Origin of the sequence: Corallococcus sp. AB018 (genome assembly GCF_003986945.1) — a bacterium.
In the GTDB taxonomy this organism is placed as follows: domain Bacteria; phylum Myxococcota; class Myxococcia; order Myxococcales; family Myxococcaceae; genus Corallococcus; species Corallococcus exiguus.
Genome location: NZ_RAWR01000041.1, coordinates 37732 through 50000, shown reverse-complemented (window position 1 = coordinate 50000; position 12269 = coordinate 37732). Strand labels below are relative to the sequence as shown.

11 protein-coding genes are annotated in these 12269 nt (G+C 66.3%); 5 read left to right on the top strand and 6 right to left on the bottom strand.

The genetic code is table 11. From position 1 onward, the window contains the following. Positions 1–140: 140 nt before the first annotated feature. The 3 genes from D7Y11_RS11540 (at position 141) to gspC (ending at position 3497) form a co-directional block, all read left to right on the top strand. Positions 141–842: a zf-TFIIB domain-containing protein gene (locus D7Y11_RS11540; RefSeq protein WP_126933712.1), complete on the top strand. Its 702-nt coding sequence runs from the start codon at positions 141–143 to the stop codon at positions 840–842. 90 nt (positions 843–932) lie between these two features. Continuing rightward, entirely contained in the window at positions 933–2459 is a 1527-nt protein-coding gene (locus D7Y11_RS11535; protein WP_126933711.1) for a M35 family metallo-endopeptidase, read from the top strand. A 162-nt stretch (positions 2460–2621) separates the two neighbouring features. Then, the gene (gene gspC, locus D7Y11_RS11530; RefSeq protein WP_126933710.1) at positions 2622–3497 is read left to right on the top strand and encodes a type II secretion system protein GspC; all 876 of its coding nucleotides are present in this window, start codon (positions 2622–2624) and stop codon (positions 3495–3497) included. Between the two features lie 5 nt (positions 3498–3502). Here the strand turns inward: gspC and D7Y11_RS11525 are convergent, their stop codons facing one another. From D7Y11_RS11525 to D7Y11_RS11515, 3 genes are all read right to left on the bottom strand, one after another. Further along, complete coding sequence (locus tag D7Y11_RS11525) at positions 3503–4021, bottom strand: hypothetical protein (RefSeq protein WP_126933709.1); 519 nt, start codon at positions 4019–4021, stop codon at positions 3503–3505. A gap of 7 nt (positions 4022–4028) precedes the next feature. After that, positions 4029–4760, bottom strand: a complete 732-nt coding sequence (locus D7Y11_RS11520) for a phosphatidylserine/phosphatidylglycerophosphate/cardiolipin synthase family protein (protein WP_126933708.1) — start codon at positions 4758–4760, stop codon at positions 4029–4031. Between the two features lie 68 nt (positions 4761–4828). Continuing rightward, on the bottom strand, positions 4829–6790 hold the full coding sequence (locus D7Y11_RS11515; RefSeq protein WP_126933707.1) for an ABC-F family ATP-binding cassette domain-containing protein: 1962 nt from the start codon (positions 6788–6790) through the stop codon (positions 4829–4831). 124 nt (positions 6791–6914) lie between these two features. Here D7Y11_RS11515 and D7Y11_RS11510 point away from each other — a divergent pair, with 124 nt between their 5' ends. After that, a complete protein-coding gene (locus D7Y11_RS11510; protein WP_126933706.1) occupies positions 6915–8663 on the top strand; it encodes a serine/threonine-protein kinase in 1749 nt (582 codons plus the stop codon). 44 nt (positions 8664–8707) lie between these two features. Here the strand turns inward: D7Y11_RS11510 and D7Y11_RS11505 are convergent, their stop codons facing one another. From D7Y11_RS11505 to D7Y11_RS43795, 3 genes are read right to left on the bottom strand one after another with little or no spacing between them, the layout of a single operon-like run. Continuing rightward, positions 8708–9925, bottom strand: a complete 1218-nt coding sequence (locus tag D7Y11_RS11505) for a site-specific integrase (RefSeq protein WP_126933705.1) — start codon at positions 9923–9925, stop codon at positions 8708–8710. Next, entirely contained in the window at positions 9922–10155 is a 234-nt protein-coding gene (locus tag D7Y11_RS11500) for a helix-turn-helix domain-containing protein (protein WP_126933704.1), read from the bottom strand. The genes D7Y11_RS11505 and D7Y11_RS11500 overlap by 4 nt, the downstream gene beginning before the upstream one ends. Continuing rightward, positions 10152–10601, bottom strand: a complete 450-nt coding sequence (locus D7Y11_RS43795) for a dATP/dGTP diphosphohydrolase domain-containing protein (RefSeq protein ID WP_199753717.1) — start codon at positions 10599–10601, stop codon at positions 10152–10154. Before D7Y11_RS43795 ends, D7Y11_RS11500 begins: the two co-directional genes overlap by 4 nt. Positions 10602–11320: 719 nt before the next feature. On the opposite strand from D7Y11_RS43795, the gene D7Y11_RS11490 reads away from it, so the two are divergent. Further along, entirely contained in the window at positions 11321–12127 is an 807-nt protein-coding gene (locus tag D7Y11_RS11490; RefSeq protein WP_233607261.1) for a sigma-70 family RNA polymerase sigma factor, read from the top strand. Positions 12128–12269 lie beyond the last annotated feature (142 nt).

Here is a 12269-nt window from a genome sequence, read left to right as displayed (position 1 = left end):
CCCCATCCCGGAGGAGCTGCGCGAACCCGCGCCGGCCCCGAAGACGCCCGAGCCCAAGCCGAAGAAGGAGAAGCGCCGCCGCACGGGGTGAGTCCCGCGGCATCCCGTTTCCGGGAAAGACCCGGTAGGCTGAGGGCGCCATGCAGGCGTGCCCCTTCTGCCAGACGACGATGCGCAACACCTACGCCCGGGGGCTGGTGCGCGACGAGTGCGGAGCCTGCGGGGCCGCCTGGTTCGAGGAGGAGATGCTGGCGCGTGTCGTCGGCGCGCCCACGCTGACGGCCGTCTTCGAGCACGCGAAGGGCAAGCCCGGGCGCTGCAAGGGCTGTGAGACCTCGCTCCAGTACGTCCCGGGCTGTCCGTCCTGCGGGCGTCAGGCGCCCACCTGCCCCACGTGCGGCAGCGCGCCACTGCCCATGGTGGAGCTGCGGGGCGTGGCGGTGGACGTCTGCACGAAGTGCCGGGGCGTGGCCCTCGACGCTGCGGAGCTGGCCCGGCTCCAGAAGACCGCGGAGCCGGAAGCCCGCCATGAGCCACAGCCCATCGCCGCTGACTTCGAGCACGAGTACGACCCCAAGCGAAGCCTGAGCCTGTTGCCCAAGGTGCGCGTGGGTGACGAGCCGGCCTGCGTGACGTGTGGCCGGCGGATGGACGTGCGCTACGGGTTCGTCTGGGAGGAGCGGCTGTACTGTGGAAGCTGCGCGCCGGATGGCTCCGCGCCGTACACGGACGAGCTGACCAAGGCCCAGCCCAGCGAAACCTACGGCCGCCGGGCCCGGCACCTGAACAACAGCGCCGCCGAATCCGCCGTCGTGTGGCTCCTGTCGAAGATCTTCAAATAGCCGCTGTAGCAATTCAGGTTACAAATCGGCGTCTCGCACGACGCATTTGTCACGTTGATAATTTCACCCAGAATATTGCACCCTGTCTGGATGAAATTGATCTGTCTCATCGTGGCCGCGCTCGTTTCAATCCCATTACACGCAAGCGCAGTGGAGGCCATCGACATCAAGCTCACGTCCAAGGTGGCGAAGTTTCCGGCGGACGTGCCCGTGGACCTCGCCGTTACATTCACGAACGTATCGAAGGAGCCGGTGCGGATCCTCGGCTACCAGACGCCTGTCGTGGATGGCATCCAGGCGGACATCTTCACCGTCGCCCTGGAGCGCAAGCCGGTGGACTACATCGGCCGGCTCTACCGGCGCGACGCGCCCGCGGACAGCGATTACCTCACGCTGAAGCCGGGAGAGAGCATCTCGGGCATCGCCTCGCTCTGGGACAACTACGACCTCTCCGCCTCGGGGACCTACACGGTCCAGTTCAAGACCGAGCTCCTGGACGCGAGGATGGGCCGGGGGACGGCGGTCTCCAACGTCGTCTTCCTCGACATCGAGGGTCGCGAGCCGCCGCTGGATCCGGACGACCTGGACGACGAACCGCAGACCAAGATCGTCAATGGCAGCAACGAGAAGTGGAAGCAGTGCAGCAGCTCGCAGAAGAACGCGCTGATCGACGCCCGGCAGCACGCCCTGAACTACGCGAACGACTCCTATGACTACCTGGTGGCGGCGAGCCCGGTGACTCGCTACACCCAATGGTTCGGCGCCTACGACAGCTCTCGTTACAGCACCGTCCGTGAGAACTTCCGGAAGATTCGGAACGCCGTGGACAACGAGACGTTCAAGTTCTACTGCGATTGCAACCAGAGCAACGCCTACGCCTACGTCAAGCCCCGGAAGGAATACAAGATCCACCTGTGCTCCGGATTCTGGCCCGCGCCCATGACGGGTCCGGGCTCCAAGGCAGACACCCTGATTCATGAAGTCAGCCACTTCCGGGTCGTGGCGCAGACGGAAGACATCCAGTACGGCTACTCCGCCAACCTGGCGCTCGCGAGCAGCAATCCCAGCAGCGCCGTCCGCAACGCGGACTCGTACGCGTTCTTCTCGGCGGCCACGCCCTACAACCCCTACAACCCCTGCGCGCCGAAGGTCACGTCGCACACGGGCGCGCCCCTCACCGCGAGCTGGGACGGGGCGAACTGCCACGTGATGAACGTGCCCTCCGGGCTGACGGCGTTCGTCCACAACAACGCCTACTACGTCAACGCGCTGCCCGGCACCTACTGCCCGGCGCCCTCCGGCTGGGACACGGCGAACTGCTACATCCTCCCCTACCCCTCCTGGAGCACCAGCTACTTCGTCTGGTCCGGAAACCTCTACCTGACGCCCGGCCCCGGCAACGCGTGCCCCGCGCCGTCGACGTTCGACGGGGCCAACTGCTTCGTCATGCCGCTGCCCTGGGGTTCGACGCCGTTCAAGTGGGCGAACAACCTCTACATCACGCCGACTCCCCACTGCATCATCGGCGGTTATGACGGCGCGCACTGCCTGGTGGGCACGGCTCCCGCCAGCCGGACCGCCTACCTCTGGGGCTCAGCCTTCTATTACGGCCACTGAGGGCGGACGGACACCGTGTCATGACGGGTTGTCATTGCTGGCACCGCGTTTCCTGACACGAGGTCCCGGACCGGGCCTCAGCGCCCACCGCGCCCCCTCTGGGGAGCCGCTGGCCCCTGGTTTGCTCAAGGCCTCCCTGTTCCAAACAGGGAGGCCTTTGTCATGAATGATGGAATGCAGCGGCCCGTTCAGGGCCTGTTCGTCCTGCTTGTCTTTTCGTGTGCCCTGACGTCCGCGCTGATCGCGAATCAGGTGACCAGCGCCTTCGTGCTGCCAGGCCTCCGGGACACCTGGGCGGCGGCTTCGGTGCCATCGAACGTCCCTCCCTCGAGGGCGCTGGATGAGACGCGCCTGGCACAGCTGACGGGGCTCTCCTTCGTCACCGGCGTAGAGGTGGATCCAGAGCGGCCGCCGGACATCCACCGGAGCACGCTGGCCATCCGGCTGCTGGGCACCCTGGTGGCGCAGGATCCCAGGTGGTCCATGGCCTCCATCCACGAGCTACCGGCCGGCAGCGCGCACAGCCTGATGGTCAGTGACCTCATCCAGGGGGCGCGGGTCTTCGCCATCGAGCGGGAGCGCATCCTGCTGCTGGTGGACGGGCGGCTCGAGTACGTCGACGGATTCGGGAGCGTGCCGCCCGTCGCGGTGAACGCCCATCCGGGGGCCGCGCAGCCCGGAGGCTCAGGCCTGGGCCGCGGCATCCGGGAGACGGGGCCAGACACCTACGCGGTGCCGCGCGAGGACGTCACCGAAGCGCTCACGCACCTGCCTGAGCTGTCGATGCAGGCCCGGGTGGTGCCCGCCTTCAAGGACGGCCGCCCCGTGGGATTCAAGCTGTTCTCCATCCGCGAGGAGTCGTTCTTCTCGCGGCTGGGGCTGCGCAACGGAGACGTGCTCCAGCGCATCAACGGCCTGGACCTGGACAGCCCCGACAAGGCGCTGGAGGCCTTCACGAAGCTGCGGGACGCCCGGCGCATCGAGCTGCAAATCGAGCGCGGTGGCGCCCCCGTCCGGAAGACCTTCGATGTTCAATAACCCGCCTACGGCAGCGCCTTGTCCCCTCGTTCGCCAACCCAGGCGACGAACTTTTCGCACTCCGCGAGCCACCTCTCGTCGTCCTCCCGGCAGTCCCGCTCTCCCAGTTCGATCAACTCCTCTACGAAATGGAAGTCGAACCGCTTCGCGAAATCACGAAGGAGGGCGTTGTCCATTTCATCTTCGTAGTGACGTATGAACTCTTGAGCCATGAGCTGCTGCCATGAGCAGAAGGGCTGGGCGAGCCCCTCCGTTGGCGATTCCACGTAGAAGCGAAGATATGCATGCCGCTGTCGATCATAGGCGAACAGAACGTCGAAGTTGCTGTTGTCCATGAATGGCACCACGGCGTCCGCGCCGTAGTTCGCCTGATGCTCTTCGGTCATCCGGTAGTACTCATCCGGACGCCCATACCGATAGCTGCAGTCCTCCGGGGAATTGCCCTCGAAGATGTCCAGGATGACCTGAGGCAGTCCCAGCTCGACGATGAGGTTGTACGCAACCTCTTTAGAGATGTGGGCCATGGCGACCCTAGAACAGCTCCTTCAGCTTCCGCTCGATGGCGCTGGGCTGGCGTCCCAAGAGCTTGGCGATGGTCTCGGCGTCTCGTCCGCCCTGAGCGAACTTAGCGACGACCTCCGCCTCATCGTCCGACCAGTTCTCATAGGCGCGTGGGTACGTGCGGCGCGCCTCAATCATCTCGGGCTTCAGGTCAGTCTTTTTGACGCCAAAGTGCTGAATGAAGTTGAACTCCTGCTTCGCTGCCGGTTGTGGTGAGGGAGCCGGAGCCCCGGTCATTGATGAGAGCGAGACCCGGGTGGACGCCTCGCGAATAGCCAGGACCTGCTCCGAGAACTGCTTGAACAGCGCTGGCGAGTCACTGGCCGTAATCTGCAACGCACACTCCCAGCTATTGAGTGCGGAAGTCTCCAGGAGATTCATTGAGGTCAGGACGGCGCACTTTTCGCTCATGTAGAGCTTCGCATGCAGCCGGTCCAAGCTCAGGATCTGGGCTCCCTCCGCAGCGAATGGCTGGAGATGTGCAGAGGTCTTGGCAAGCTCATCCGCCCGGATGACCAGTGTGACCGGGACATGCGCCTTGAGCCGGCCACGGATGGCATTCTGCAAATGATTCCAGGGCTTGAAATACGGTGTCACCAGCGTCAGCTCCCGCTGGGCACCTTCAATCAGGTCCTGGACCGCCGCGGAAATCTTGCTGTGTGGAATGAACGTCGGGTTTTCGTTGGAACGGCCAAAGAACATGGAGGCTCCGGACTTCGGGCGGCCTTGGATTGGATTCCAAGGCCCCTCCCCTGTCCAGCCCTCCCGCGTCAGGCCTGCGCCGCCGCCAGCTTCTCCTGCGCGGCCTCCCAGCGGGCATAGAGGTCCTCCAGCTCCTCCTTGCCCGTGCGGTGCGCGTCCATCAGCGGCTTCGCCCGGGCGAAGTCGTTGTAGAGCACCGGGTCCGCCAGCTGGCCCTCGCGCTCCTTCTGCTCGGCCTCCACCTTCGCGATGCGCTCCTCCAGCTTCGCGATCTCCTTCTTGATGGGGCCCTCCACCACGGAGCGCCGCTGGCGGGCCTCCGCCTCCAGGCGCTTGCGATCCTTCTCCGACACCGGACCCGCACCCGCCGCCCCGCCCTTCCCGCTCGCCGCGCCTGTGTCCGCGCCCTCCGCCGTCAGGCGCAGCTGCTCCTGGTGGTAGAGGTACTCGTCCAGGTTGCCCGCGTGCGACGTGAGCTTGCCGTCCGCCACCTCCCAGACGTGCGTGCACAGGTTGTTGATGAAGCTGCGGTTGTGGCTGACGAACAGCAGCGTGCCGCCGTACAGCTTCAGCGCCTCAATCAGCATCTCCGACGAGTCCAGGTCCAGGTGGTTCGTCGGCTCGTCCATCAGGAGGAAGTTGGACGGCACCAGCAGCAGCTTCGCCAGCGCCACGCGGGCGCGCTCGCCACCGCTCAGCACGCCGATGGGCTTGTCCACGTCGTCGCCGCTGAAGAGGAACGCGCCCAGCACGCCGCGCACGTAACTCTCCGGCTTGTCCTCCGCCAGGGGCCGCACCTCCTCGATGATGGTGTTGCGGCGGTCCAGCTTGTCCGCGTGGTGCTGCGCGTAATAGCCCACCACCACGTTGTGCCCCACCGTCACCTTGCCGCTGTCCGGCGCCAGCTCCCCCGCCACCATCTTGAGCAGGGTCGTCTTGCCCGCGCCGTTCGCGCCCACCACGGCGATGCGCTGGCCGCGCTCCAGCCGCGCGTTCAGCCCGTCATAGACGGTGAGCGCGCCGTAGCGCTTGGTGATGTCCTCCATCAACACCACGTCCCGGCCGCTGCGCTCCACTTCCGGGAAGCGGAACTTCATCGTCTGGCGCTCTTCCAGGACCTGGACCTTCTCCAGCTTGGCCAGCATCTTCGCGCGGCTCTGCGCCTGCTTCGCCTTGGTGGCCTTCGCGCCGAACCGGTCGATGAAGCCCTGCAGCTCCGCGCGGCGCTGCTCCACCTTCTCCGCCCGCGCCTGCAGGAGCACCATCTCCTCGGCGCGCTGGCGCTTGTAGTCCTCGTAGTTGCCGGCGTACTCGCGCACGCCCTCCATCTCCAGGGACACCACCCGGTTGATCTGCCGGTTGAGGAAGTCGCGGTCGTGGGAGATGAGCACCATCGCCTTGTTGGAGCGGCGCAGGAACCCGTCGAACCACGCGAGCGTGGGCACGTCCAGGTGGTTCGTGGGCTCGTCCAACAGCAGCAGGTCCGGGTCCTGGAGGAGCAGTCCCGCCAGCGCCGCGCGCATGCGCCAGCCGCCGGACAGCGCCTGGGTGGGCTTGGACAGGTCCGCGTCCTTGAAGCCCAGGCCCTTGAGGATGCGCTCGGCGTGGTGCCGGCCGTAGCGGTTCTCGAAGTCGTCCAGCTCCGCGTGGAGGTCCGCCAGCGTCTGGGCCAGCTCCAGCTGCTCCTCCTCGTCCGAGCTGCCGGCGAGCGCCGCCTCCGTGTCCTTCAGCCGGACCTCCAGGGAGTCCCGGCCGGGGACGGTGCTCATGACCGCCTCCACCACCGTGCCCTCCGGCAGGCCGGCGATTTCCTGGGGGAGGTAGCCCGCCCGGGCCCGGCGGCTGTACTGGACGGTGCCCCCGTCCGGCTGGCTCGCCCCGGCGATGATCTTCATGAGGGACGACTTTCCCGTCCCGTTGGCCCCCACCAGGCCCACCCGGTCCCTGGGACCGAGGGTGAAATTGTCCTCGTCGAAGAGGACCTTCTTTCCGTAGGCGAGGCTGATGTCCTGGGCGATGACGAGGCTCATGGCGGAGGGGGGAGATAACAGCCCGCAAGCCCTTCGGGAACGGTTCTGATGCCTGCTTGACTGCCCAGGGGGCACATCTCCCCGGTTGGGCGGAAGGCGGGGCTTGCCTATACTCCCGGCACCCATGGCCGCCCCCTGTCCCCACTGCGGTAGTACCGAAGGTCAAGATCACCTGTGCTCAGCGCAGAGCCTCCAGCTCCTGGGCCAGGTGCTGGACGGCCGCTACAAGATTGAAAGCGTCCTGGGCCAGGGCGGCATGGGCATGGTGTTCCGGGCCACGCAGACGTCCGTCCAGCGCCCGGTGGCCGTGAAGACGCTCAACCCGTCGCTCGCCGCGGCGCCCCAGTTCTTCGAGCGCTTCCGCCGCGAGGCGGAGATCGCCAGCCGGCTGCGCCACCCGAACGTCATCACCATCTTCGACTTCGGCCGGGCCGCGGACGGCACCTGCTACTACGTGATGGAGCTCCTCAAGGGGGAGAGCCTCAAGGAGCTGGTGAAGCGCGAAGGGCCCATGACGCTGCGCCGCGCGGTGAACCTGCTGGAGCAGGCCACGCTGGGCCTGGCGCACGCGCACGACGAGGGTTGCGTCCACCGCGACCTGAAGCCGCACAACATCATGGTCCAGGCGCTCGACGGGAAGGACTTCGTCAAGGTGCTGGACTTCGGTCTGGTGAAGGCCCTGGAGCAGGACGAGGAGGAGCAGCTCACCTCCACCGGCCAGGTGCTGGGCACCCCGCAGTACATGCCGCCCGAGCAGGCCGGCGGCGAGTCCGTGGACCAGCGCTCCGACCTCTACTCGATGGCGGGCGTGCTCTACTTCTGCCTCACGGGCAGCTCGCCCTACGGCGCGAACACGGTGCGCAAGGCGCTGACGGCGTCGCTGACGCAGCCCGTGCCCCCGGTGAACAGCAAGCGCCAGGGCGCGCCGGTGCCGCCGGAGCTGGACGCCTTCTTCACCAAGGCGCTCGCGCCGGAGAAGGAGGACCGGTACCAGAACGCGCAGGAGTTCATCGACTCGCTGCTGGACGCGGTGGAGGGGCTGTCCGCCGACGAGCTGGACGCGCACCCCACGGGCGGCACGCCCGGCGCCGAGCGCGGGACGGGCAGCCGCAGCCGCGCGGGCTCTGGGAGCCGCGCGGGTTCGGGCAGCCGGCTGGGTTCGGGCAGCCGCGCGGGCCGTGCGCCGGCCACGGGCAAGACGGGCTCACGCGTGGGCCTGGCTCCGCCTCGAAGCGGCACGTCGGCGGGAGCGCCGGCGGCGGCTCCGCGGGCGACGTCCAACGGGAACAGCCCGGCGCCGGCGTCGTCGAACAGGCCGCGTCCCCCTGCCCCCCGCCACGTGGAGCCGGAGCTTCCGCCGCCGCCCAAGGGCATGTCCGGGGGCGTGAAGGCGGCCATCATCGGCGTGCCGCTGCTGCTGATTGGCGCGGGCGTAGCGGTGGTGATGGCGCGCGGGGGTGGTGAGACGCCGCAGGCCCCCGTGGCGATGACGCCTCCGAAGGCGCCTGTGGAAGCGCCGCCGTCCACGCGGGTGCAGGATCCGCCGGCGACGCCTCCTCCGGCGGCCTTGCCACAGGACGTGACGGTGGAGTTCACCTCCTCGCCGTCCGGCGCGGCCATCTTCGATGGTGATGCGCAGATCGGCACCACGCCCACCAAGCTGCTCATGCCGCGCTCCAAGGTCACCGAGCTGCGCTTCAAGCTCTCCGGGCATCAGGACCAGGAGAAGACCCTGGACTACAGCCGGCTCGCGGACATGGCGGAGCAGCGCGTGAGCGTGCGGTTGGAGCCGGTGCGTGCCGCTCCGACGCCCCGGCCCACGAAGCCCACGAAGCCCGGCGGCAGCGACCCGGGCATCGGCGTGTTCGAGTAGGCAGCGGCTTCGATTCCCTCCGCCTCCACAGTTTCACCTTGTAGTTACGGGTGGTTAGACGCTTCAACCGCCCGTGTTGCACGTATGTCGCACACGGGAACAGAGGGGCGGTCGAGAACAGAGACCGCCTCTCTCCGCGTGTCGGGGCTCAGATGGGCATAGCGCATCGTCATTTCGATGGTCGCGTGTCCCATCAACTCCTGGACCACCTTCAACGGAACGGCCCTCATGGCGAGGTGGCTCCCGTAGGTGTGCCGCAGGTCGTGCCAGCCGATTTGCCCCTGCTCGCGGGTGATGCCCGCCGCCTGGAGCGCACGACGAAGCGGCGCCTTCATCTTCCCCGGCGTTAGTGGCTGTCCGTCCTCTTGGCAAAAGACGAAGCGACCCCGAAGGTGCCGGTGTGCCTTTAGGACATCCACCACGGACGCGGGCAAATCGACCGTTCGCTCGCGCCCGCCCTTCGGCAAGCCCTCTATCCCGCGCCAGATTGTCCGTCGGACGTGGAGCAAGCCCTGCGGCAGGCTGAGATCGTTCCACTGGAGCCCGATTAGCTCCCCCTGCCGCAGCCCCGACTTGAGGGCGACGAGCAGCACGAGTCGCCATTCCGGTTCAGCGGCGGCGACAAGCCGCTCGGCTTCGTCGAAGCTCAGGAAGTCGAAGGCGGGCTTCGCGATCTTCCCGAAGAGCCTCACGCGTGGAGCCTGTGAGATGACCCGCTGTTCTTCAGCGAGCGACAGCAGCTTGTGAAGCACGGTCAGAACGTTGTTGATCGTCTTCAAGCTTAGGGGCTTGGCATCCGCATTCTGCCGCTTCCGGATCGCAGCCTTTGTAGGGGCTTCCTTCCGGGCGCGTGCGGCTGACCTCTTGCTTCGCATCAAGGCTTTGAAGTCTTCGATTTCGGCGGGGCCGATCTCAGCCAAAGCCATTTCACCGAAGAAAGGCGTGATGTGGTGCTTCAGAATCTGGCGCTTGCTGAAGACGCTAGAGTTCTTGTTGTTGTTCTCGCTGAAGGTGAGGAATCGCTGCGTGAACTTCGCCAGCGTGATCCGCTCCTCGCTCTTCTGCTCCTTTCCGAAGGTCCCATTCAGAATGGCGCTGCGAAGCTCGCGCTCGTATTGCTCAGCGCCTCGACGAGTTTGGACAGGCGAGAACTTCACGACTCGCTGTCGTCTCCCGTCGGAGTGCTGAAACACGAAGTCCACTTGCCAAGCCTCCTCAACCTTCCCTGCCTTGTTCTTCCACTGCCGTAACCTGACGCTCATCGCCGACTCGCAAGCGCAGAATCACGGCCCTCACCCACGGAAGACCCTACCAAGGCAGCACGGCGGATCCGCAGCGATTTCCCCACGCGAACAACCCCCGGCACCTGTCCCAGTCGGATCGACTCATAGAGCGTCTTCCGGTTCACGCGCAGGAGACCTGCGGCTTCGTCGACGGTGAGGAACTCGGGCAGGTTCACCGGCTTGGCTTGCGTCGCAGTGGGTTCAGTCATGCCCCTTCCCCCGCCTTTCTGAACCAGCGTGCGACAGGGGCCGAGCCCTTGATCCGGTCGTCCGTTCCGAGCGAGTCGATTTGTAGCTCGCGCAGGATCATCAGGCACGCGGCGGCGTCTGCCAGGTGCGAAAGCCCGGTCTCGGGATCGGTGTCCTCGCCGCGAGTGAAGGCGAGCGTGTGCCGCAACGCCGCACCGACGTAGCAACGCCAGTTCGTCCCGCATCGGAAGTTCTTCGGCGTCATATTTCTCCGCGCCGCAGGTGAACGCGAGGGCGGTCTCTTCCACCGGGCGAACTGGCACAAGCTACCTGGGAGCGCGCTGCGCTTGCCGGGCGTGTGCCGTCGCTCGACTTCGACCTCGGAGCAGAACACGAGCCGATCGAGCGCCTCACGAACGCGCCGCTCGTTACAGCCGAGCGCGCTCGTACGTTCGGCCGCGGTCATGGGGGCGTCGCGAGTCGCGAGCAGCTCACGAACCCGAACGGCGTAGCTGCCGGCGATATCGGGAAGCGATGAAACAGGTCGGGGCGAAGAGTGCACATCGCCCTAAATGGGTGCGGATCCCGAGACTGGCCCGGCCGGCACGAGCGGCACTGCGAAGGTGGTGTCACGTCAACGCGTCAAATCTCTAGTCTCATAACCCCATAGAAAAAGTTGGTGTAGGAGTAGGGATAAGGGAGAGGTGAGCGCCTGTGAGGTGCGCGCGTTTAGGGGTTTTCACTCCCTCGTTTTTGACGCCGCCGCGCTTGACGACTGCTCGGCGACACAGCGGAGGCGCAAGCACTAGCCACGGCATCGCGGGGGGGCACGTCAAAGCGTCAGATCTCTAGTTCTATAAACCCCTAGAGAAAGTTGATGTAGGAGTAGGGATAGGGGAGAGGTGAGCGCCTGTGAGGTGCGCGCGTTTAGGAGTTTTCGGGGGCTCGACGGTGACGTGCCGCCGTTGACGCTTGCTCGGCATGACAGCAGGTTCGCGAGCGCGACTGATCATTCGGCTGAGCCACTCTCGCTGAATCGCACTTATTTAGATCCTGGGCGCAATGCTTCTCAGCGTTCGAATTTGGCGCGAGCCCCTCACCGCCCACGGGCGAGGTATCAGGAAGCGTGCGCTCGGAGCTAGACGACGTCGGCCGTGACGAGCCGCTTTCTGGAGTTTTGATCCGATGAGGCTTCACGACTCGGCGCCCCTCAGTGCCGGTGCCACACTGAGCAACGCGAACCACTCATTCACCACGCGAGCAGAGCGACAAGCTGCCCCTGTGTCGCGAATAATACTCGCATGTAGAACGGGCGACGCACTGACCGTAAGGCTGCTGTTTGCTTGGCTGCTCGTGTCTACCCTTCTTGTGATCAAGCAAGTCGTCAAGCTCGCGTGGCGCTTCGCGGGCACCCAAACATCCGGCGACCTTGAACAGATCGCCCCGATCGCGGTTCTTCGCACGATCGAGAAGTACGACCCCACGAGGGGCGGACAGTCATTCGGCGAGGTCGCTCACTTCCGTGCCCGGACGGCCTGCGAGCAATGCGCGCGAATGCACGCGAGCGATGTTCACCTGCGCGACGGAGCGCACAAGGGGCGCACGGTTGGGGGTGAGCGTGGCGAGCGCCCCGCGATCCGTGCCGAGAGCACCGACGCAACGACGCCGGAAGCTGACCGCGTGACCGGCAAGATGTGGCTTTGGCAGGAAGTCGAAGGCGCTCTTCGGGTGCTCGGCAGCAAGGATGCCGACGACGAGAACCCCGAGCTGATGCTACTCGCCGCCGAGCGCCGGGCCCGTGTCTTCGAGGCTGTGCGCTACCTAGCGCCCGACCGGCGTGATCTGGTCTCCCGCGTGTTCGGTATCAACCGGCCGGCTCAGTCCGTGCGCTCCGTGGCCGAAGCCTGGGGAGCGCCGAAGAGCCGCGTCGACCGGATGCTCGTGCGTGCGCTAGCCGACCTGCGCCTGATGCTCGTCGAGCGGGGGCGCTGAGCTGCCCACCCTGACCGCCAAGAGACGCGCGCCGTGTGCCGTGTGCTCGCTATCCATTGAGCCGGGCGAGGTCATCACCTACGAGCGCACCGTCGGGGCTCGGCACTTGGCCTGCTCAGACCGCGAGGCAGCTCGACGGCGC

Bases quoted from the DNA above. Each gene is read 5' to 3' on its own strand.
- D7Y11_RS11540 (WP_126933712.1), top strand. From the start codon at position 141: ATGCAGGCGTGCCCCTTCTGCCAGACGACGATGCGCAACACCTACGCC.
- D7Y11_RS11535 (WP_126933711.1), top strand. From the start codon at position 933: ATGAAATTGATCTGTCTCATCGTGGCCGCGCTCGTTTCAATCCCATTA.
- gspC (WP_126933710.1), top strand. From the start codon at position 2,622: ATGAATGATGGAATGCAGCGGCCCGTTCAGGGCCTGTTCGTCCTGCTT.
- D7Y11_RS11525 (WP_126933709.1), bottom strand. From the start codon at position 4,021: ATGGCCCACATCTCTAAAGAGGTTGCGTACAACCTCATCGTCGAGCTG.
- D7Y11_RS11520 (WP_126933708.1), bottom strand. From the start codon at position 4,760: ATGTTCTTTGGCCGTTCCAACGAAAACCCGACGTTCATTCCACACAGC.
- D7Y11_RS11515 (WP_126933707.1), bottom strand. From the start codon at position 6,790: ATGAGCCTCGTCATCGCCCAGGACATCAGCCTCGCCTACGGAAAGAAG.
- D7Y11_RS11510 (WP_126933706.1), top strand. From the start codon at position 6,915: ATGGCCGCCCCCTGTCCCCACTGCGGTAGTACCGAAGGTCAAGATCAC.
- D7Y11_RS11505 (WP_126933705.1), bottom strand. From the start codon at position 9,925: ATGAGCGTCAGGTTACGGCAGTGGAAGAACAAGGCAGGGAAGGTTGAG.
- D7Y11_RS11500 (WP_126933704.1), bottom strand. From the start codon at position 10,155: ATGACTGAACCCACTGCGACGCAAGCCAAGCCGGTGAACCTGCCCGAG.
- D7Y11_RS43795 (WP_199753717.1), bottom strand. From the start codon at position 10,601: ATGACCGCGGCCGAACGTACGAGCGCGCTCGGCTGTAACGAGCGGCGC.
- D7Y11_RS11490 (WP_233607261.1), top strand. From the start codon at position 11,321: ATGAGGCTTCACGACTCGGCGCCCCTCAGTGCCGGTGCCACACTGAGC.